This window comes from Achromobacter anxifer, from assembly GCF_903652925.1.
Taxonomy (GTDB): Bacteria; Pseudomonadota; Gammaproteobacteria; order Burkholderiales; family Burkholderiaceae_B; genus Achromobacter; species Achromobacter anxifer.
The window spans coordinates 428,784-448,439 of the sequence record NZ_CAHLAR010000003.1 but is presented as its reverse complement, the minus strand read 5'-3'; the positions used below and the strand labels follow the sequence as shown (position 1 = coordinate 448,439).

Below are 19,656 nucleotides of genomic sequence, written 5' to 3'. Positions count from 1 at the left end.
CTCATCTCCACATAATGGCCGGACAACAGAGCCATGCCGGCGCAAAGCCGGCGGCGAGGAGACACGATGCAGCCGAATTTCCTGCTATTCATCACGGATCAGCAGCGCGCGGATCATCTGGGCAGCTATGGCAACGCCATGCTGCGCACGCCGGAGCTAGACGCGCTGGCGGGGCAGGGGTGGTCGGCCGACCGCTTTTATGTCGCGTCGCCGATCTGCATGCCTAACCGGGCCACCCTGATGACTGGCCGCATGCCCTCGGTGCACGGCGCGCGCCACAACGGCATTCCGCTGTCGCAGCGCGCCACCACCTTTGTCGACCGGCTGCGCGGCGCGGGCTACGCCACCGCGCTGATCGGCAAGTCGCATCTGCAGAACATGACCGGCAAGCCCGCCGTCTGGCCGCCGGCCGGCGATCCCGCGCAGGGCGAGGCCTGGACCGCCGAACCCGGCAACTACGACCAGGAATGGGGGCCGCTGTGGCGCACGGATCCGAACCATGACCTGGAAACCCCTTTCTATGGCTTCGAGCGCGTGGCGCTGGCGGTGGATCATGGCGACCAGGTCTGGGGCCATTACGAGCGCTGGCTGGCGCGGGAGCATCCCGAAGTGCGACGGCTGTGGGGCCCCGAGCACGCCTTGCCTGCGCCCGGCTATGTGTTGACGCAGCATCACCAGGCCTGGCGCACGCGGGTGCCCGAGGAATGCTCCACCACCGCCTACATCGGCGACCAGACCATCGCGCAACTGCGCGAGAACGCCGCCAGCGGCAAGCCCTTCTTCATCCAGTGCTCGTTCCCCGACCCGCACCATCCGTTCACGCCTCACGGCAAGTATTGGGACATGTACCGTCCCGAGGATGTGACGCTGCCGGAGTCCTTCCATGCCTGCGCCGCGCCGGGCCGTCAATTGCCGCCGCACGTGGCCTGGCTGCACCAGCAGCGCGACCAGGGCAAGGCCGTCAAGCACACGCCCGCCATCTTCGCTTGCACCGAGCGCGAGGCGCGCGAAGCGATTGCGCTGAACTACGGCTCCATCAGCCATATCGACGCCACCATCGGCCGCGTCATGCAGGCGCTGCGCGAGACCGGCCTGGACGAAAACACCGTCGTCATCTTCACCAGCGACCATGGCGATTACTTCGGCGACCATCAGCTGCTGCTCAAGGGCCCGGTCCATTATCAGAGCCTGATCCGCACGCCGTTCATCTGGCGCGATCCGCAGGCGGCGCCCGCCGCCGCGCGCAGCCAGGCGCTGTGCTCCACCGCCGACATCGCCGCCACCGTGCTGGCGCGCGCCGGCCTGCCGGCCTACAACGGCATGCAGGGCGCGTCCCTGCTGCCGCTCATGTCCGGCGCAGCCGATGGCGTGCGCGACGCCGTGCTGATCGAGGAAGAAGGCCAGCGCACCATGTTCGGCTTTGCCGGCCGCACCCGCATGCGCACCCTGCAGACGCCGCGTCACCGGCTCAGCGTCTATGCCGACGCTGCCTGGGGCGAACTCTATGACTTGCGCGAAGACCCACACGAACTGCGTAACCTGTGGGACGACTCCGCCGCGGCCGCGCTGCGTGGCGAACTGCTGCTGGAACTGTCGCGCAGCATGATCCGCCACGCCGAGACCAGCCCGCACCCCACCGCCATTGCCTGATGTTCCGCCACGACGCCGGCCCCCGCGGCCGGCGCCACCCAGGAGAAAAGCATGATCAAGTCCTTGCTGTTCTGTACGGCGCTGCTTGCGGCCGGAACCTCGGTTGCCGTGGCGTCCGACTATCCGTCGCGTCCTGTCCGCCTCATCGTCAACTTCCCGCCCGCGGGGCCGCTGGATCTTGAGGCCCGGGCTATCGCCCAGCACGCGGGCAAGATCCTCGGCCAGACCATCGTGGTGGAAAACCGCTCCGGCGCATCCGGCAACATCGGCGCCCAGTCGGTGGCCCAGGCCGCGCCCGACGGCTACACGCTGCTGATGACGCTCGACACGCTGATGACCGTCAACCCCTACATCTTCAAGGGGCTGGACAAGGACGTTACCCAGCGGCTGGAGCCGCTCAGCCTGGCCGGTTCCTTCGGCCTGGCCCTGGCCGTGCGGCCCGAATTGGGCGTCGGCACGCTGGACGAATTCCTGCGCTATGCCAAGACCCACCGCATCACCTACGCGTCCGCCGGCTACGGCAGTCCCGGCAACCTCGCCTTTGAAAAGCTGCGCCTTGCCGCCACGATAGACGCCGCGCACGTTCCGTATCGCGGCAACGCGCCGGCGGTCAACGCGCTGCTGGGCGACCAGATCCAGGCCGCGTTCCTGGCCACGCCCGGTGTGCTGCCGCACGTGCGGGCAGGCAAGCTGAAGGCGCTGGCGGTATCCGGCAAGGATCGCGACCCCGATCTGCCCGAGGTTCCCACCGCGGCGCAATCGGGCGTGGCGGGCTTGAAGGGCTATGACGTCTCGTTTGCTTTTCTGGTGATGGCGCCCAAGGGCACGCCGCCTGCGATCGCAAAGGTCTGGGAAGACACGCTGGCCAAGGTGTACGCCATGCCCGAATTCCAGCAGAGCATGGCGTTGCTGGGCATGCACGGACCTTTTGCGGGCAAGGCGCAGGCGCAGGAATGGGTGGACAGGGAGGCGAAGGGCTGGAAGGAAGTGATAGCGAAGGCGGGGATACGGGGGGAGTAGCGCTGTAACACAGCGGTCAGCAGGGTCTGCTAGACTGCCTTTTCTCTTTGGGGAGTAGCCTCCTGCCAGCCCGGCCCGATTCGGCCCGATCCTGCAGGGCTTGCGTCAACATTCTTGGCTCTTCAGCCATGGCGCAAGCGGCATTCAAGCTTGGCGAGACCACGGATATTTCGCGCGACGCTGGGCGGCGCGGAAGTCCGTGCCGTTCTCGCCCAGTGGGATCTCTCCTCGAATGAATGCCATCGCCATCATCGTTCTTGCGTTCGCCATGTCGACGGACGCCTTCGCCGCGGCCATCAGCAAAGGCGCCGCGCTGTACAAACCACGGATTTCTGAAGCCCTGCGCACGGGGCTGATCTTCGGCGTGATCGAAGCCATTACGCCAGTCATCGGTTGGGCGCTGGGCTCCGTCGCGGCCAAGTACGTGGTCGCCTGGGACCACTGGATCGCGTTCACGATGCTCTGTGTGCTCGGCTTGCTGATGATACGCAACGGCTTCAAGGAAGAAGACGAAGACGCTGCACCCGTGACCCGCCATTCATTCTGGCTGCTGGCCGCCACGGGCCTCGCCACCAGCATCGACGCCATGGCGGTGGGCGTGGGTCTGGCCTTCGTCGACGTGAACATCGTGGTGGCGGCCATCGCCATCGGACTGGCTACCACCTTGATGGTGACCATAGGGGTGATGCTGGGGCGGGTGCTGGGCAGCGTCGCGGGCAAGCGGGCGGAGGTCCTGGGCGGACTGGCGCTGATCGGTATCGGCGCGGCGATACTCTACGAGCACCTGAGCGCCACCGCCTGAAAAAAAGAAGGCTACTGATCGACCGATTTCATGTCGCAGCTGGTTTCCTGGCTGGAGCACAGCCCCCGGAACCAGGCGCGCCCGGTCGATCGTTCGTCCTTGGCGAGTTCGGCCAGCTGTTCGTCCGGCAGGCGCTTGCGCTCCACCGTGTAGTCGAGCAGCACCCAGTCCTGGTGGCAGGCCAGTATGCCGTTGATCGTGCCCATTTCGGTCAGCCAGTTGCTGCCCAGGTCGAGCAGCCGCTTGCTCTTGGGGTCGGGCTTCAGATAGCCGCGCCCGGACTGTATGCCTATCCGGGCGTCGCCTGACCTGATCCAGCCTTCGCCCTTATGGAACTTGCGCGGAGCGCGGCTTTCGTCCTCGGCTTCGTTGTAGTCGTCGCTGGCATTGGCGATCTTCAGCCATCCGTTCTGGGCCGCGATCACGTCAAAGGTGATGCTGTAGGCGTACTCGGGCTCTCCGGCGGCTTCCACTGTCGGCAGCTTGCCGACGATCCTGGCGTTCGCCGACGGCGCATCGCGCACCTCGATCGCGGGCTTGCTCAAGTAGTTGGTCCATGCCCCGAAATTGCAGGTCGTCGGCCCCTCGGGAATCGCGGCCTGGGAGCCCGCGGCGACGGCAGCCGCGGCCGGCAGGAGAACGAGCGAGAGCGCGGTGAGTAAAGCTTTCTTCACGAGGGGAGCTCCTAAAGCCGATCAGGAAACGGTTCCCGATGTCACGATGCTTAGGGGCAGAGGCTATCAGAAGTAGGCGCAGTCGCGTAACAGCTCGACCCTGCCAAAGGCCGTGGCGTTCATCAGGCGTACCGCTTCGCGCCCGTCACGCAAATCACCGCCGCCAGCGTCACGACCAGCATGGTCCAGCTGACGTTTTCGTGCAGCAGCAGCGCAGCCAGCCCCAGTCCCATGAAGGGTTGGAACAGCTGCAGCTGGCCGACCGCGGCGATGCCGCCTTGCGCAAGGCCGCGGTACCAGAACACGAAGCCGATGAGCATGCTGAAGAGCGACACGTAGGCGAAGCCGATCCAGGCGGGCGCGGTGACATGCGCGAACGAGGCGGGCAGCGTCAGCAGCGCGACGGGCAGCATGACGGGCAAGGACAGCACCAGCGACCAGCTGATGACCTGCCAGCCGCCCAGCTTGCGGGACAGCTTGGCGCCTTCGGCATAGCCCAGGCCGCAGACGACGATGGCGGCGAGCATGAGCAGGTCGCCGGCGGGCGAGGCCTCCAGGCCGCCCCAGGCGGCATAGCCCGCGACGCAGGCCGCGCCGACGATGGAGAACATCCAGAACGGCGCGCGAGGGCGTTCGCCGCCGCGCAATACCGCGAAGATGGCGGTGCTAAGCGGCAGCAGGCCCACGAAGACGATGGAATGGGCCGAGGTGACGTACTGCAGGGCCAGGGCCGTCAGCAAGGGGAATCCGACGACCACGCCCAACGCGGTCAGCGCCAGCGAGGGGAGATCGGACAGGGCGGGCCGGCGTTGGCGCAGCAGCACCAGGAGCGCCAGGCCCAGCAGGCCGGCGATGGCCGCTCGCGCGCAGGTCAGGAAGATCGGATCCAGCTCCGCCACGGCAACCCGGGTTGCGGGCAGGGAACCCGCGAAGATTGCGACGCCGATAAAACCATTCACCCAGCCGCTAGTGGCCTTTTCCATCTGAAGCTCCTTGATAGCAGGCTTCAGTACAGCACGGCGGCCGTTCCGAGTCCACGCACAATCCAGTACAATTTATAGAAACTGTTATGGAATAAAAACAAGTACAGCGGAGCACTCTATGGCGCGCGGCGGCACCCTCATCAACAAAGTCATGGCGGAGATCCAGGGCCGGATCGCCTCGCGCGCAGCCTTGCCGGGCTCGCGCCTGCCCTCGGTCAGGCTGCAGGCTAAGGCGCTGGAAGTGTCCGTGTCGACGGTGGTGGAGGCCTACGAGCGCCTGGCGGCCGAAGGCGTGCTGGTGTCGCGGCCCGGCTCGGGCTTTTATGTCGCCGGCCATGCGGCGCCGCTGGCGCTGACCGAGATGGGACCGAAGCTGGACCGCGAGGTTGATCCGCTGTGGGTATCGCGCCAGTCGCTGGCGGCGGATGCCGACACCTTGCGGCCTGGTTGCGGATGGCTGCCGATCGACTGGATGTACGAGGAAGGGCTGCGGCGCGCCATGCGCGGCATGGCCAGGGCCGATTGCGGCGAATTGACCGAGTACGGAACGCCTCTGGGGCATGCGCCTTTGCGGCAACTGCTGGCGCGGCGAATGGCGGGCCTGGGGATAGAGGCCGGACCCGAGCAGATCATGCTGACCGATTCGGGGACCCAGTCCATCGACCTGATCCTGCGCTTCCTGCTGGAACCCGGGGACACGGTGCTGGTGGACGATCCCTGCTACTTCAACTTTCACGCGCTGTTGAAGGCCCATCGCGTCAAGGCCGTGGGAATTCCGTACTCGCCCAACGGGCCGGACGTGAAGGCCTTCGAAGCGGCCTTGCGCGAGCATGCTCCGCGTCTCTACATCACCAATTCCGGGATCCACAATCCCACGGGGGCGACGCTCTCGCCCCTGGTTGCGCACCGCCTGCTGAAGCTGGCGGACGATTCCGAGCTGGTGATCGTCGAGGACGACATCTTCGCGGATTTCGAGCACACGCCCGCGCCGCGCCTGGCGGCGTTCGATGGGTTGTCGCGGGTCATACACATCGGCAGTTTCTCGAAGACCGTGTCGGCATCGGTGCGCTGCGGCTACATCGCCTTGCGCGCCGAGTGGATCGACAGCCTGATCGACCTGAAGATTGCCACCACCTTCGGCAGCAGCCGCCTGGCCGCGGAGATCATTTTCAAAACACTGACCGGCAGCGGCTACCGCCGCCACATGGAGTCGACCCGGCTGCGCCTGGCGGAGTTGATGGACAAGACTGCCGCCAAGCTTCAGAAACTGGGCGTCAAGCCCTGGCTGATGCCGCGCGCGGGAATGTTCCTGTGGTGCCGCCTGCCCGAAGGCAAGAATGCCGCCACGGTGGCGCGGCTATGCCTTCAGGAGGGCGTGATCGTGGCGCCCGGCGACGCGTTCAGCCAATCGCTGACGGCGGGGGATTTTCTTCGCTTCAACGTCGCGCAGTCCAAGGACGAGCGGATCTACACGGTGCTGGCAAAAGCGTTGAACGCGGCTTGAGCTGCAGGGCAGCTTCCGCTTCGGGCTGCTTGCCGAGCGTTCACATGCACGCGGAGCCCGGGCAGACCAGGACATCCGCGCGCACGGCGGCAGCGGCTACAGGTAGGCCATGGTCACCACATAACCCAGGGTGTCTTTCTGTCCAGGCTGCCCCGCCTTGAGGGTGATGGGTTGCACCTTGACATTGACTCGGCTGGCGCTCACGCGGTATCGGTCGGCGGGCTTGCCGGCGGCGCGTGCGCGTTCGGCGTCGCACTCCACGCGGACGGCTACTTTCCTGGATTGGACCTGGGGCGTGCATGACGCCGCCTCGACGATGGCTCCCTGGAAGTAGATGGTTCCATCCGCGGCATGAGCTGCGGGAAGGACGCTGGAAGCGCACAGCATGAGCAGGGAAAGGCGGTATTGGAGCTTGGACATGACAGCGACTCCTTGCGACTAGGAACGGAGGGATAGCTAGGTCTGTCTACACTTCATTAACGGCATCCTGCGGCAAAAATTAACCGCGGCGAGCCGTCGGGCCGTGTTCGTCCTTGGTGAGTCCGGGTCTCGCTTGCAGCCGCGACGCAGACGCATCAGCTCGCACGGCAATAGGCCGTCCACGCTGAAAATCAGCAGACGTACTGCGTCTTATGGATGAAGGAGCGGCTCGCTAGGCGAACTGGGGGAGGAGTATGGGCGGCATCGTGGGCTCCTTTGAGCGCGCGGCGGAGGACGCGCGGGGGCGGTTGGGGACCAGGATCGAGCTTCGGCCAATACGTATATATGAATTCTATTGTTGCAGGTCGCCCGGAAAAATCAATATGAAGATGCACGGTATGCGCGAGTCCCGGGTATTGTCGCGTCCCGCGCCGCGACATACCTGGGAATTCCGGCGTTGGCCGCTGCCGCGCTCACTTGTGGCAGGCCTTGCCTTGCGCGGCGTGGTAGCCCTGCTTGATCGCGTCAGTCTCGGACATGTACGAGCCGGCCTTGGTGTTGCCGTAGTACTTGTCGCTGGGGCAGTGATAGACCTTGGAGCTGGAGTTAACCCAGACCTGGCCCGGCGCGCCGCCCATGGCGGGAGGGGTCTTGGCCATGCCCTTGTCGGCCGGCATGGCGGCGGGCGGCGCGGTCTTGGCCGGGGCGGTCATCGGTGGAGGCGTGGCGGCCGGCGGCGCCGTCTTGGGAGCGGGGGTTGCAGTGGGGGGCTGGGAGTAGGGAGTCTGGCCATATGCGCCCATGGCCACAAGCAAGCCCGCGGTCAGCGCGACCGACATGAGTAACGGCTTCATATGATTCTCCTGAAGAGAAGCGCGCGGCGCTCTTGTAAGAGCGCCGTTGGCCGTCCGGGATGGATCTCTGGTGCTCGGTATGAGTTCGGAACCCTTGCGGGACCGCTGTCTCGCCAGCTCGTCCAGGCGGCGCTGCGCATTACCATGCTAGACATTCGGCACGCCGATATCAATGCGCGTCCAGGTGTGCCCGGCAGTCAGGTTTCTGTAAACTCCGGAGCTTGCCGTCGCGGCCTGGATGGGCCGCCCTCAGCCGCTTCCCTGTGTTTCCGTCGCCATGCCTGATTTCGATACAGCGTTCGCCGCTGCGCTGCGCACTCCCGTCACCGTTCTTGCTGACCTGGACCCGCTGGATCAGTTCTTCCAGCGCCCGGAGGTCAGCGCCTTTCTAGACCATGCGAGAGAGCCCGGGCAGGCCGATTCCGCGCTGCGGACCTGCGCCGACTTGCTGCCCGCGCTGCATCCCGGCCGTGCTTCCGCCTTGGCCCTGATGGGCGGATCCCTGGTCGAGGACGGCGCCGATCCGTCGATCCTCTTTCCCGTTCTGCATGGCTTGCTGCGGCAATGGCTGCGCACCCTGGGCCCGTATTGCGCGCAGGAGGTAGAAGAGGAAGACGAGGAGGTGGAAGAGGCCGACCGCCAGGCCTGGGCCGATGCCCTCGCCCGCATGGCCGAGGTGCCCGCGGACCGGCGCTGGGAAGTGGAAGCCCTGCATCAGGCGGCGGACCTGCTGGTGCTGCCCATGATGACCATGCTGCTGCGCGACCGCGGCAATCACGCCGCCTTCGTGTCCGACGCGGAGCTGATGGCGCGGCTGCATCCCATGGCCACCAGCAACGACAGCCTGCCGTTCGAGAGCCTGCACTATCTGTGGCTGGCGTCGCAGCTGGGCTACGAGGACGAACTGGTGGTGGTGCTGCCGACGTCCATGACGGGTTTTATCGCGCGCGCGCATGCCGTCAACAATAATTTCCATGCCTTCACGCTGCTGCAGATCATCATCGGCGAACATGCGCAGGCGCTGGGCGTCAAGCGCGGCATCGCGGCGCGCGAACCGGACCAGGATGGCGACAGCGCCGATTTCCAGTGGCTGCAGGCGGATGCCTATGCCGCCGGTGAATTGGTCGACGCGATGCGCTACGCCTGGGGCGAGGCCGCGCTGCGCCACAACGCCGCCCGCCATGGCCGGCGGGTGCTTGTGGCGCTGGAAACGGACGAGGGCATGAAGCGCAACTGGTCGGGCTTCAACGGCATCATCCACGAGGCGCAACAGCCCTCCATGACCTTCACGCGCTATCTGACGCGCGCGGAGGTCGAGTCGTACCTGGCTTGAACTTGCCTCAAACCCCCAGATAGGCGCGGCGCAGCCCTTCGTCGGCCAGCAGTTCCGCGCCCGGCCCGGACATGACGATCTCGCCGTGCTCCAGCACATAGCCGCGCGCGGCCATGCTGAGCGAGCGGTGCACGTCCTGCTCCACCAGCAGGATGGTGATGCCGCGCGCATTGATCAGCGGCAGCTTGTCGAAGATGTCCTTGACCATGATGGGCGCCAGCCCGATGGACGGCTCGTCCAGCAGCAGGAGCTTGGGCGAGGTCATCAGCGCGCGGCCGATGGCCAGCATCTGCTGTTCGCCGCCGCTGAAGGAGCGGGCAAGCTGCCGGCGCCGTTCGCGCAGCCGCGGGAACAGCTGGTATACCCAGTCCAGGTTGTCGCGGCTGCGGCGCTTGTCGCGCAGCACGTCGGCGCCGACCAGCAGGTTGTCCTCGACGTCCATGTGGCCGAACAGCCGCCGGCCCTCCATGACCTGGGCCATGCCCAGGCGCGCCACGAGGTGCGCGGGCAGGCCGCTGATGCGCTCGCCCAGGAAGCGGACTTCGCCGGCCAGCGCGGGCAGGGAGCCCATGACGGTGCGGATCAGGGTGCTCTTGCCGGCGCCGTTGGCGCCGACCAGGCTGACGATCTCGCCTTCGCCCACGTGCATGTCCACGCCGCGCAGCACCTGCACGTCGCCGTAGCCGGCGTCCAGTTGACGGATTTCCAGCATCAGGCGGCCTCCCCGAGATAGGCGCGCACCACGAGGGGATCATTGGCGACCTGCTGCGGCAGGCCATCGGCGATCTTGCGCCCCTGCTGGATGACGACGATGCGGTCGGATAGCTGCATGATGGCCTTCATATTGTGTTCGATCACCAGGACACTGATGCCGTCGCCGCGCAGCGACAGGATCAGCGCCACCATTTCCTCGGTCTCGACCGGCGTCAGGCCCGCCATCACCTCGTCCAGCAGCAGCAGCCGCGGCTGGGTGGCCAGGGCCTTGGCGACTTCCAGGCGCTTGCGGCCCGACAGGGTGAGGGTGCGCGCGACCTGATGCTCGCGTCCGCCCAGGCCGACGCGGGCCAGCACGCCCTGCGCGATCTCCTCGGCCTGGGCCGGGGCGCGGTGGCGCAGGAAGGCGCCGATCATGGCGTTCTCCAGCACCGTCATGTCGCCGAAGGGCTTGACGATCTGGAAGGTGCGGGCCAGTCCGGCGGCGCAGATCCGGGCCGGATCCTGGCCGTTGATGCGCGCGCCGTTGAAGCGGATCTCGCCGCTGCTGGGCGGCACGAAGCCGGAAGCCATGGCGAACAGCGTGGTCTTGCCGGCGCCGTTGGGGCCGATCAGGCCGACGATCTCGTCGGCGCCGACGGTGAAGCTGACCTCGTCCGAGGCGCGCACGCCGCCGAAGTTGCGGCTGACGCCGTGGAATTCGAGCAGGTTCATCGCGTGCCTCCCATGGCGGGGCCGGCGGCCTTGACGGGCGCGGCCGCGCCGCGGGCGGGGGGCCCGGCACGGCGGGCCAGGATGGCCATCAGCCCGCGCGGCTCCCAGCGGATGACGATCATCAGCAAAAGGCCGTACAGCATCATGTCCGCGCCGACCATGCCGCCGGTCAGGGACCGGGCCAGCTCTTCGCCGGGCAGCAGCAGCAGGGCGCCCAGCACGGGGCCCCACAGCGTGCCGCGTCCGCCGATGATGCAGACCACGGCGATGATGACGCTGAGGTTGGCGCCGAACACCTTGTCCGGGCTGATGTAGAGCACGAACTGGGCGTAGAAGGTGCCGCCCAGCGCGGTCATGGCCGCGCTCAGCATGGCGGCCGTCAGCTTGTAGCGCCGCACCGGCACGCCCAGCGCCATCGCCGCGTCCTGGTCGTTGCGCACCGCCGTCAGGCAGTAGCCGAAGCGGCTGCGCAGCACGTGGCGGTTGATCAGCAGCGCGGCGACGGTGAAGACCAGGGCCACGACGTAGTAGTAGGCCTTGCCCGTATGCTGGAAGTACAACGGCGCGTCGCGCAGCAGCGTGACTTCCATGCCGCGCGGCCCGCCCAGCAGCGAGTCGGCGTTCTCCACCAGGGTCTTGAGCACCATGCACGAGGCGATGGTGGCCAGCGCGAAGTAGGCGCCGCGCAGCTGCAGGCAGGACAGACCCACCACCAGGGCGGCGGCCATGGCCACCACGGCGCCGGCCCACATGCCCAGCCAGGGGCTGATCCCCAGGTGCACGAACAGCCAGGTCGAGGTGTAGGCGCCCAGCCCGAAGTAGGCGGCATGGCCCAGCGAGAGCTGGCCGGCGATGCCGCCCAGGATGTTCCACGACAGCGCCAGGTAGGCGTACAGCAGCGTCATGGCGCCGACCGACAGCAGGTACTGGTTGCCGCTGGCCAGCGGCAGCAGCGCCAGCACGCACAGCGCCGCGATGCCGGCCGCGGAGTTCAGTTTGTTCTTGGCCATTATTCGTTCTCCACGCCGAACAGCCCGCTGGGCCGGAAATACATGGTGGCGAGAAACAGCAGGAAGATGAGCGCCTCGGCATAGGTGATGGGGATCAGCTGGCTGCCGACCGATTCCAGCACGCCGACCAGGATGCCGCCCCAGAACGCGCCCGCCACCGAACCGATGCCGCCCAGCACCACGATGACGAAGGCGCGCAGGCCGAAGATGTCGCCGACGAAGGGGTTGACGGGATACAGCGGCAGCAGCAGCGCGCCGGCCGCGCCCAGCACCATCAGGCCGATGGCGAACGACAGCCGGTAGACGCGCGCGCTGTCGATGCCGAGCACGCTGGCGGCCTCGCGGTCCTGGCCGGTGGCGCGGATGGCGCGGCCGGTGCGGGTATGGCGCAGGAACAGCACCAGGGCAGCGGTGATCAGGCAGGCGAAGACCAGGCCGGCGATCTGCGGATAGGTGAAGATTAGGTCGCCGGGCATCCAGACCTCGTTGGCCCAGGGCGCGTCGATGGTGCGGCTGTCGGGCCCGGCCAGCGCCAGGAAGGCGTTGTCCAGGAAGATCCACAGGCCGGTGGTGAAGATCAGCACGCCGATGGGCTCGCGCGAGGTCTCCTTGCGGTAGATGCCGTCGATCAGCCAGCGCTGGCAGGCATAGCCCGCGGCGAACAGGACCACGGCGGTCAGGGGCATGGCGGCCAGCGGATGCAGGCCGAAATGGCTGGTCAGCGCGAAGCACACGTACATGGACATCATCAGGAAGGCGCCGTGCGCGAAGTTGATGATCTTCATGACGCCGAACTGCAGGCTCAGGCCGAGCGCGATCAGGCCGTAGACGGCGCCGCTGGCGATGCCGCCCAGCAACGCCTGGAGTAGGGTAGTGGTCAAGGAAAGCTCCTAGCGGTAACGGGGCGCCGCGGCCACGCGAAGGGCGTGGCGGCGGCGCCGGGTCGGTCAGGGCTGGGTAGCGGGCCAGACCATCTTGTAGGACTTGGAGGCCAGGTTTTCCGGCCACACGGTGCGGTACTGGCCGTCAGGCGTGATCTGCTGCATGACGTAGCGCTTCTGCGGGTTCTGGCCCTTGGCGTCGATCACGATGTCATAGCCCACCAGCTTGTTCAGGTCGGTGCCTTGCAGCTTGGTCTGGGCCAGGGCGTCGCGGATGGCTTCGGGATCGGCGCGGCCGGCGCGCTCCAGCGCATCCTTGATGACCCAGACCGCGGCATAGGCGCTGACCGACAGCTCGTTGGGATCGACCTTGTAGGCGGCGACGAAATCGTCCCAGAACTTCTTGGCGAACGGCGTGGTGATCGACGACTCGTAGCCGGCCCAGCCGTTGGTGGTGTAGACGTGGCTGGCGATGTCCTTGCTGACCAGCGGAATGAAGGTGCTGTCGATCTGGCCTGCCGCGCTGCCGACGTAGGTCGAACCCACGCGCATCTGCGCCAGCAGCTTGTGCAGCTGCACCGCGTCGGCGCCGTAGGAGGTCACGGTGACGACGTCGGGCTTCTTGCCCTTGATCTTCAGCACCAGCGGACGCAGGTCGGGCGAGTTGGGCGGATAGCCTTCATCCAGCACCAGGTCGATGCCGGCGGCCTTGAACTTGGCGCGCAGGGTGTTGGCCATGTCCTGGCCCCAGTCGGTGTTCTCGTAGACCATGGCCACGGTCTTGGCGGGCTTGCCGGTGGTCTTGCCCGCGTATTGGATGAAGTCGGCCATGCTCTCGGCATTGCCCGAGGCCGGAATCTGCGTGGGACGGAACACGTACTTGAAGCCGCGCTCGGTGATGTCGGCCTTGGCGGCCAGGTCGACCACCCATGGCACGCGGTTCTTCTCCGCGACGGCGGTGGCAGGGAAGGTGACACCGCTCTGGAAGGCGCCCAGCAGCACCGGGGTCTTCTCGCGGGTGATCAGGCGTTCGACCTCGGTCATGGCGACCTTGGCGTCGCCGCGCGTGTCGACCTCGACCAGTTCCAGCTGCGCGCCGCCCAGCGCCTTGATGCCGCCGGCGTCGTTGATGTGCTTGACGGCAAGGTGGGTCGCGCGCGACATGTCCTTGCCGATGGAGGCGGTGGCGCTGCCGGACAGCGGAATCAGGTAGCCGATCTTGACGGGCTCGGCGGCCAGGGCGGCGCCCTGGACCAGCAGGGCGGCGCCGGCGGCGGCGAACAGGCGCCGCAGCGCGGCGGGGCGATGGGGGATGCGAGTGCTCATGAGGTTTTGTCTCCAGTGTTTTTGTGGTTTGTGCGTGCGTGCGCCGCCGTCAGCACGGCGGCGGCGCGTCCAGCGCGGCATGGGCGGCGCGCACCAGCCGGTGCGCGCGGTCGTCCAGCAGCACCGTGCGGCCCATGCGGTTCATGGTGTAGGCAAAGGAAAGCCGGCGTTGCGGCCAGGCGTAGGCCAGCGAGCCGCCGGCGCCGGTATGGCCAAAGGCCTCGTCGCCGAAGCAGGCGCTGTCCAGGCCGCGCGCACGGTTGTCCATCTGGCGCATGAAGCCGCTGGCGTAGCGCGAAGGCACGCGCAGGCAGGCGTCGTCGTCCGTGTGCGCGGACAGGGCCGTGGCCGCGGCCAGGGTGTCTTCATGCAGCAGGCGCACGCCGTCGCGCGCGCCGCCCAGCGCCAAGGTTCCGTACAGCCGCGCCAGGCTGCGCGCGTTGCCGATGCCGCCGGCCGCGCACAGCCCGGCCGCGTGGCCGGCGCGGCTGTTGAAGCCGGAAGGCCGCCAGCCGCCGGTGTTCTTGGCGTACAGCGCCGTCGGGCTGGCGGGCTCGTCCTTCAATGACAGCTCGAAGGGGCTGAATGGCGCCTGCGGCGCCGGCGGCGGCACGATGGGCGCGACGCGCCCTTCTTCGCTGGCGGGCAGGCCGATCCAGAAATCGAGCGCCAGCGGCTCGGCGATATGACGGCGGAAGAACTCGCCGGGCATGCAGCCGCCCAGCCTGCGCACCAGCTCGCCCACCAGCCAGCCGTAGGTCAGGCCGTGATAGGCCACGCGCTCGCCCGGCGTCCAGAAGGGCGCGGCGGCGGCCAGCCGGCCGGTCATGCCTTCCCAGTCGAAGGCGGCGTCCTGCGGCAGCGGCTCGCGCAGCGCGGGCAGGCCCGCGCTGTGGTTGAGCAGCATGCGCGGCGTGGTGCCGCCCTTGCCGGCCGCGGCGTATTCGGGCCAGTAGCGCGCGACCGGCGCGTCCAGGTCCAGCTCGCCCGCTTCGGCCAGCATATGGGCGCACAGCGCCGTGGCCGGCTTGGTGTTGGAGAACACGATACAGACCGTGTCGCGCTGCCAGGGCTGGCTGCGGTCTGCGTCGGCCCAGCCAGCCCACAGGTCGACCACCGGCCGGCCGTCGACCTCGATGGCGACGGATGCGCCCAGTTCGCCGCCCTCCGCGAAGTTGCGCGCGAAGGCGTCGCGCACCGGCTCGAACGCGGGATCGCAGTGACCGTGGATGGGCGGGGCCGCGGCTTCGGGCGCCTGGGGCAGGGTTGCGGCGGCCATGGTCAGCGCGTCAACGGCGCGCGCGCGCCGTAGCCCAGCAGGTAACGCGCGTCGTTGGACAGCCCGGCCGCGACGCCCTCGGCCAGCGTGCTGGTGAAGTCGGCGAAGCCGCGCAGCCAGGACACGTTGTAGTTGCAGAGGATGGCGCGGCGCTCGCGCTCGGTGTGGTTCGGGCCGGAGCGGTGCCAGGTGTTGGACAGCCAGATCGCCACGGAGCCGGCGGGCGCGGTCAGCGTGACCTCGCCGTCCAGCGGGCCGCTGCCCCAGGGCGGCGACTTGCGCAGCTTGTGGCTGCGCGGCATGACGCGGGTGGCACCGTTGTCGGCGGTGAAGTCGTCCAGCATCCAGACGTTCTGTAGCGTCAGCGGGAATTCTGGCAGCGGCTCGGCGATCTGGCCCAGCGGCGCGTCCACGTGCCAGGCGCCGCCGCCCGTGCCCGGGCCGATGCTGGTGGCCTGGAAGTCGTGCAGGTTGCAGTCCTGGCCCATCACGCTGCGCACCATGGGCAGCACCACCGGATGTTCGATCAGCGGGATCATTTCCGGCGCCTTGTTCAGCAGGTTCCAGACGCGTTGCGACTTGTCGTCGTCGAACAGGGTGGGCAAGTGCAGGAAGTTCTTCGACACTTTGTTGATGGGCACTGGCCAGCGCGTGTTCTCGTTGTCGCGGCGGTACTGGTGCACGCGCGCCACCATGCGCCGGGCCTCCAGGTCGCTGACCGTGTAGTGGCGCTTATAGTAGGCCAGGATGTCCTCGTCGTCCTCGTGCCGTTCGTCGTCCAGCGGGAACGGATCGGCGCGTTCGGCGGCCATCAGCGCGGCCACGCGTTCGCGCGCCTGCTCCAGCTGCCTGGCGTCCAGCACATTTTCGATGACGGCGTATCCCTCTTCGGCGAGCTGGTGTTGCAGCGCCTGCAGATCGAGTTGCTTCATGTTCCTCCCCTTGTATTGAATGTCACTGCGGAATGTCACTGCGAAATCGGGCCGGACCCGGCGACCGGCTGCAGCGCGCCGCGCGCGAGCTTGCCTATGCTGGTGCGCGGCAGGGCATCGGCCGCGCCGATGCGGCGCGGCACCTTGTAGCCGGCCAGGTGCGCGGCGCAATGGGCTTGCAGCGCGGCCGGGTCCAGGCGCTGGCCGGGCGCGGGCGTGACCCAGGCATGGACCACCTGGCCCAGCCGCTCGTCGGCCACGCCGAAAGCGGCGGCCTCGCCGACCTCCGGGCGCGCCAACAGCACCTGTTCCACTTCCAGCGGATAGACCTTGAAGCCGCCCACGTTGATGCAGTCGTGGCGGCGGCCCCGCAGATGCAGATAGCCCTCATCGTCGAAGACGGCGACGTCGCCGGTGTAGAACCAGCCTTCGCGCAGCGCCTGTGCGGCGTCCGCGGCCGGCTGGCGGTAGCCGGCCATCACATGCGGTCCGCGCACGCGGATCTCGCCGGGCTGGCCGGGCGGCATGATGCGGCTGCCGCCGTCCAGGTCCACCACCTGCAGCTCGCCGCCCGGCACCGGCAGGCCCACCGAGCCGGGCTTGCGCGGACGGTGCATGGGATTGAAGGCCAGGCAGGGGCCGGCTTCGCTCATGCCATAGCCTTCATGGATGGGGCAGCCGGCGCGCTGTTCGAAGCGCGCCAGGGTCTCGCGCGGCAGCGGCGCCGCGCCGGAGAAACAGGCGCGCAGGCTGCCAAGCTTTTCGGGTTGGAAGGCCGGGCTCAGCAGCAGGTCGTGGAAGATCGCGGGCGCGCCGGGCAGCAGGGTCACGCCATGGGCGGCGATGGCCTCGACGCTGCGGGCGGCGTCGAAGCGCCGCATCACCACCAGCTCGCCGCGCGCATGCAGGCTCAGGTACAGCGACATGGAGACCGCGGAAACATGGAACAGCGGCATCACGCAGAGCACTACCTCGGCGTCGCGCCGCGTCGGCAGCCAGGCTTCGCGCTGCGCGATGTTGTAGGCGATCTGGCGGTGCAGGATGTTCACGCCCTTGGGGCGGCCGGTGGTGCCGCCGGTGTATTGCAGCGTGGCCAGGTCTTCGTGCCGCGGCAGGTCGGCGGGCAGCGCGCAGGCCTGCGGCAGCATGTCCAGCAGGCCCGCGCCGTTGCCGGTGCGCAAGATGGCGCCGGCATCCAGGCCGGGGCACAGGGCGTGCAGGTCCAGTTTCACGCTGTCGTCGTGCAGCAGCATGCGAGGCGCGGCGTCTTCCAGCATGAACGCCAGTTCGCGCTCGCGGTAGCCGGGGTTCAGCGGCACGGCCTGGGCGCGCAGCGCATGCACGGCGAAGGTGGCGACGGCCAGGTCCAGCGAGTTCTGCATCAGCAGCGCGACGCGGTCGCCGGGCCGCACGCGCTCGCCCAGGCGGCGCGCCAGCGCCCCGGCCAGGCCGGCGTATTGCGCATAGCTCAGGCGCGCGCCTTCAAAGAACAGCGCGGGCCGGTCGGGCGTTTCGCGGGCGGCGTCGCGCAGCAGATGGACCACCGAATCCGGCACCGCGGGCAGGGCGGGAGCGTTCATGCCTTGGGCTCTGCGGCCTTGCGGGCAGCCTTGGCGTCGCTGGCCTGCCACACCGTGGGCCGGCCCGCGCCGCCCAGCAGGGTGATGGGGTCGGCGTTGTCGATGTGCCCGTACTGGCCCTTGTAGATGCTGTAGCCGCACAGTTCCTGCAGGCGGCGCGGAAAGCGCCGCGCCACGTCGGCGGGGATGCCGAGCTGCAGGTTTTCCTGCTGGCGCATCCAGCCGGCGCAGTAGTAGCACGACAGCGCGTAGCGGCGCGCATTGCTGTTGTTGGCGCCGCCCTTGTGCCACAGCGCGCTGTCGAACAGCATGACGCTGCCGGCCTTCATGGTGGCCTGCACGGTTTCTATGTCCTGCGCGCCGTAGGGCGGCGAGGAATCGTAGCGGTGGCTGCCGGGCACGATGTGGGTGGCGCCGTTCTCGGGCGTGAAATCGCTAAGCGCCCAGATGGCGTTGATCGCCAGCGGCGGGCGCGGCCGCGGCAGGGCCAGCTGCTGGGTGTCTTCGTGCAGGGGCTGCGCGCCTTGGCCCGGCGCCAGCGTCAGCGAGCACAGCGAGGACAGCAGCAGTTCGCGGTCCAGCAGGCGCTCGGCCACGGCCAGCACCTCGGGCTGCAGCGGCACGTCCCAGAAGCGCGCATCGTAGACCAGCAGGTTGTTGATGCGCACGGTCTTGTGGCCTTCGAACGAGGTCTTGGCGTAGCCCAGGTTGTGCTCGGCCTCGATGCGGATCAGGGCCTCCTGCAACTGGCTGACCTGTTCGGGCGGGATGATCCCGGGCAGCACGACGAAGCCGTCGCGTTCAAAGGCGGCGATCCGCTCGTCGAGCGGTTCGGGCGTGGACATCTTTTGTCTCCTGATGGGGGCCTGGATCACGGTCCGGCGATATAGGTCTGTGCGTATAATCGGCCGGTAGTCTTCGCCCTGCCAGCGCGTAGCGTCCACGGCAGTGGCGCAAAGCGTCCATCCCCTAGAAGATGGCGGCCCCCATCGGCATGATCCGGTACTCAAGATGAGCGCGCAGGCCTACCACCACACCACCGATGTCATCGCGCCGCAGGACCAGTTCGCGTACTGGCGCGACGCGATCTGCGACGCCTACGTGCCGCTCGAACCCGAGCGCGACGCAGCCCGCAGCTTCCGTGGCCAGATCGACGGCCTGCTGCTGCCGGACCTGCACGGCTCCACCATCACCGCCCAGTCCCATGTGGTCAGGCTGTCCGCCGCGGGTCTGGCGGCGCGCACGCAATCGCCCTTTTTCGCCAACCTGCTGTGCGTGGGCGAGGCCGTCATCTCGCAGGGCGGCAGCGCCATGCGCGCGCGCGCCGGCGACGTCTACGTGGTGGATTGCGCCTCGCCCTGGGAAGTCGATTTCCGCACCGATTTCCGCATGTTCTGCATAGAGATTCCGGAAGGCCTGCTGCGGCCGCAGCTGGGCCGGCGCGGCAAGCTCGCCACGCCGGTGCTGGACGGCGCTGCGGGCGCGGGGCGGGTGCTGGCCAGCTACATGCGCCTGGTCAGCGAATTGCCGGCCAACGAACTGCAGCATGTGCAGGCGCTGATGGTCAGGCATTGCAGCGAGCTGCTGTCCCGGACCCAGCTCGAAAGCGCGGAAGCCGGCGCGCACGGCGCCGAGCGGGTGCGCCACGAAGTGCTGGACCGCATCCTGGCGCTGGTGCAGCGCCGCCTGGCCGACCGCGACCTGACGCCGGCCTCGGCCAGCGAAGAACTCGGCATGTCGCGCAGCTACCTGTTCAAGATCCTGGCCGAGCACGGCCTGAGCTTCAGCGCCCATGTGCGCCTATGCCGGCTGGAGCAATGCCGCCAGGCGATCGAAACCCAGCCGGGCCGGTCCATCGCGGACATCGCGGCCAGCTGGGGCTTCGAGGAAGTATCGACCTTCAACCGGGCGTACCGCGCCCAATATGGCCGCTCGCCGGGCAGCGAGCGCGGCGGCGCGCCGTCGCGGACCGGGTAGCGT

The 19,656-nt window shown here is 68.1% G+C and carries 19 protein-coding genes and 1 riboswitch; of the genes, 6 read left to right on the top strand and 13 right to left on the bottom strand.

Translation table 11 applies throughout. The features are described from left to right. Positions 1–66 precede the first annotated feature (66 nt). The 3 genes from HWY37_RS11295 (at position 67) to mntP (ending at position 3,472) form a co-directional block, all read left to right on the top strand. Positions 67–1,650, top strand: a complete 1,584-nt coding sequence (locus HWY37_RS11295) for a sulfatase family protein (RefSeq protein ID WP_176088647.1) — start codon at positions 67–69, stop codon at positions 1,648–1,650. Positions 1,651–1,701: 51 nt separating this feature from the next. After that, positions 1,702–2,670 carry a Bug family tripartite tricarboxylate transporter substrate binding protein gene (locus HWY37_RS11290; RefSeq protein WP_176088646.1) on the top strand — a complete coding sequence of 323 codons (969 nt, stop codon included), beginning with the start codon at positions 1,702–1,704 and terminating at the stop codon, positions 2,668–2,670. Between the two features lie 37 nt (positions 2,671–2,707). Next, a riboswitch (yybP-ykoY riboswitch) is annotated at positions 2,708–2,896 on the top strand. A 6-nt stretch (positions 2,897–2,902) separates the two neighbouring features. Continuing rightward, positions 2,903–3,472 (top strand): manganese efflux pump MntP, encoded by a 570-nt coding sequence (gene mntP, locus HWY37_RS11285; RefSeq protein WP_176088645.1) that lies wholly within the window; start codon positions 2,903–2,905, stop codon positions 3,470–3,472. Positions 3,473–3,483: 11 nt separating this feature from the next. Here the strand turns inward: mntP and HWY37_RS11280 are convergent, their stop codons facing one another. Both HWY37_RS11280 and HWY37_RS11275 read right to left on the bottom strand, forming a co-directional pair. Then, on the bottom strand, positions 3,484–4,146 hold the full coding sequence (locus tag HWY37_RS11280; protein ID WP_176088644.1) for an SH3 domain-containing protein: 663 nt from the start codon (positions 4,144–4,146) through the stop codon (positions 3,484–3,486). Positions 4,147–4,268: 122 nt separating this feature from the next. Then, positions 4,269–5,129: a DMT family transporter gene (locus HWY37_RS11275; protein ID WP_176088643.1), complete on the bottom strand. Its 861-nt coding sequence runs from the start codon at positions 5,127–5,129 to the stop codon at positions 4,269–4,271. 118 nt (positions 5,130–5,247) lie between these two features. Between HWY37_RS11275 and HWY37_RS11270 the strand changes: the two genes are divergently transcribed. After that, the gene (locus HWY37_RS11270; RefSeq protein WP_176088642.1) at positions 5,248–6,633 is read left to right on the top strand and encodes an aminotransferase-like domain-containing protein; all 1,386 of its coding nucleotides are present in this window, start codon (positions 5,248–5,250) and stop codon (positions 6,631–6,633) included. Positions 6,634–6,729: 96 nt separating this feature from the next. Here the strand turns inward: HWY37_RS11270 and HWY37_RS11265 are convergent, their stop codons facing one another. Together HWY37_RS11265 and HWY37_RS11260 are read right to left on the bottom strand one after the other, a co-directional pair. Further along, the gene (locus HWY37_RS11265; protein ID WP_175209176.1) at positions 6,730–7,053 is read right to left on the bottom strand and encodes a fimbrial protein; all 324 of its coding nucleotides are present in this window, start codon (positions 7,051–7,053) and stop codon (positions 6,730–6,732) included. Between the two features lie 473 nt (positions 7,054–7,526). Next, positions 7,527–7,907 (bottom strand): hypothetical protein, encoded by a 381-nt coding sequence (locus HWY37_RS11260; protein WP_175209175.1) that lies wholly within the window; start codon positions 7,905–7,907, stop codon positions 7,527–7,529. Between the two features lie 277 nt (positions 7,908–8,184). On the opposite strand from HWY37_RS11260, the gene HWY37_RS11255 reads away from it, so the two are divergent. Next, complete coding sequence (locus HWY37_RS11255; RefSeq protein WP_175209174.1) at positions 8,185–9,240, top strand: hypothetical protein; 1,056 nt, start codon at positions 8,185–8,187, stop codon at positions 9,238–9,240. A gap of 7 nt (positions 9,241–9,247) precedes the next feature. Here the strand turns inward: HWY37_RS11255 and HWY37_RS11250 are convergent, their stop codons facing one another. The 9 genes from HWY37_RS11250 to HWY37_RS11210 all read right to left on the bottom strand — a co-directional run bounded on the left by HWY37_RS11250 (position 9,248) and on the right by HWY37_RS11210 (position 18,521). Continuing rightward, complete coding sequence (locus HWY37_RS11250; protein ID WP_088138874.1) at positions 9,248–9,952, bottom strand: ABC transporter ATP-binding protein; 705 nt, start codon at positions 9,950–9,952, stop codon at positions 9,248–9,250. Then, on the bottom strand, positions 9,952–10,668 hold the full coding sequence (locus HWY37_RS11245) for an ABC transporter ATP-binding protein (protein ID WP_175209173.1): 717 nt from the start codon (positions 10,666–10,668) through the stop codon (positions 9,952–9,954). The genes HWY37_RS11250 and HWY37_RS11245 overlap by 1 nt, the downstream gene beginning before the upstream one ends. After that, on the bottom strand, positions 10,665–11,678 hold the full coding sequence (locus HWY37_RS11240; protein ID WP_175209172.1) for a branched-chain amino acid ABC transporter permease: 1,014 nt from the start codon (positions 11,676–11,678) through the stop codon (positions 10,665–10,667). The genes HWY37_RS11245 and HWY37_RS11240 overlap by 4 nt, the downstream gene beginning before the upstream one ends. Then, the gene (locus HWY37_RS11235) at positions 11,678–12,559 is read right to left on the bottom strand and encodes a branched-chain amino acid ABC transporter permease (RefSeq protein ID WP_176088641.1); all 882 of its coding nucleotides are present in this window, start codon (positions 12,557–12,559) and stop codon (positions 11,678–11,680) included. Before HWY37_RS11235 ends, HWY37_RS11240 begins: the two co-directional genes overlap by 1 nt. Before the next feature lie 66 nt (positions 12,560–12,625). Next, a complete protein-coding gene (locus tag HWY37_RS11230; protein ID WP_176088640.1) occupies positions 12,626–13,885 on the bottom strand; it encodes an ABC transporter substrate-binding protein in 1,260 nt (419 codons plus the stop codon). A gap of 49 nt (positions 13,886–13,934) precedes the next feature. Continuing rightward, on the bottom strand, positions 13,935–15,164 hold the full coding sequence (locus tag HWY37_RS11225) for a serine hydrolase domain-containing protein (RefSeq protein WP_176088639.1): 1,230 nt from the start codon (positions 15,162–15,164) through the stop codon (positions 13,935–13,937). A 2-nt stretch (positions 15,165–15,166) separates the two neighbouring features. After that, the gene (locus HWY37_RS11220; RefSeq protein ID WP_176088638.1) at positions 15,167–16,096 is read right to left on the bottom strand and encodes a phytanoyl-CoA dioxygenase family protein; all 930 of its coding nucleotides are present in this window, start codon (positions 16,094–16,096) and stop codon (positions 15,167–15,169) included. A gap of 35 nt (positions 16,097–16,131) precedes the next feature. Next, on the bottom strand, positions 16,132–17,676 hold the full coding sequence (locus tag HWY37_RS11215; protein WP_176088637.1) for a class I adenylate-forming enzyme family protein: 1,545 nt from the start codon (positions 17,674–17,676) through the stop codon (positions 16,132–16,134). Beyond that, positions 17,673–18,521: a phytanoyl-CoA dioxygenase family protein gene (locus HWY37_RS11210; RefSeq protein ID WP_175209166.1), complete on the bottom strand. Its 849-nt coding sequence runs from the start codon at positions 18,519–18,521 to the stop codon at positions 17,673–17,675. The genes HWY37_RS11215 and HWY37_RS11210 overlap by 4 nt, the downstream gene beginning before the upstream one ends. A gap of 166 nt (positions 18,522–18,687) precedes the next feature. Here HWY37_RS11210 and HWY37_RS11205 point away from each other — a divergent pair, with 166 nt between their 5' ends. Beyond that, a complete protein-coding gene (locus tag HWY37_RS11205) occupies positions 18,688–19,653 on the top strand; it encodes an AraC-like ligand-binding domain-containing protein (protein ID WP_175209165.1) in 966 nt (321 codons plus the stop codon). Positions 19,654–19,656 lie beyond the last annotated feature (3 nt).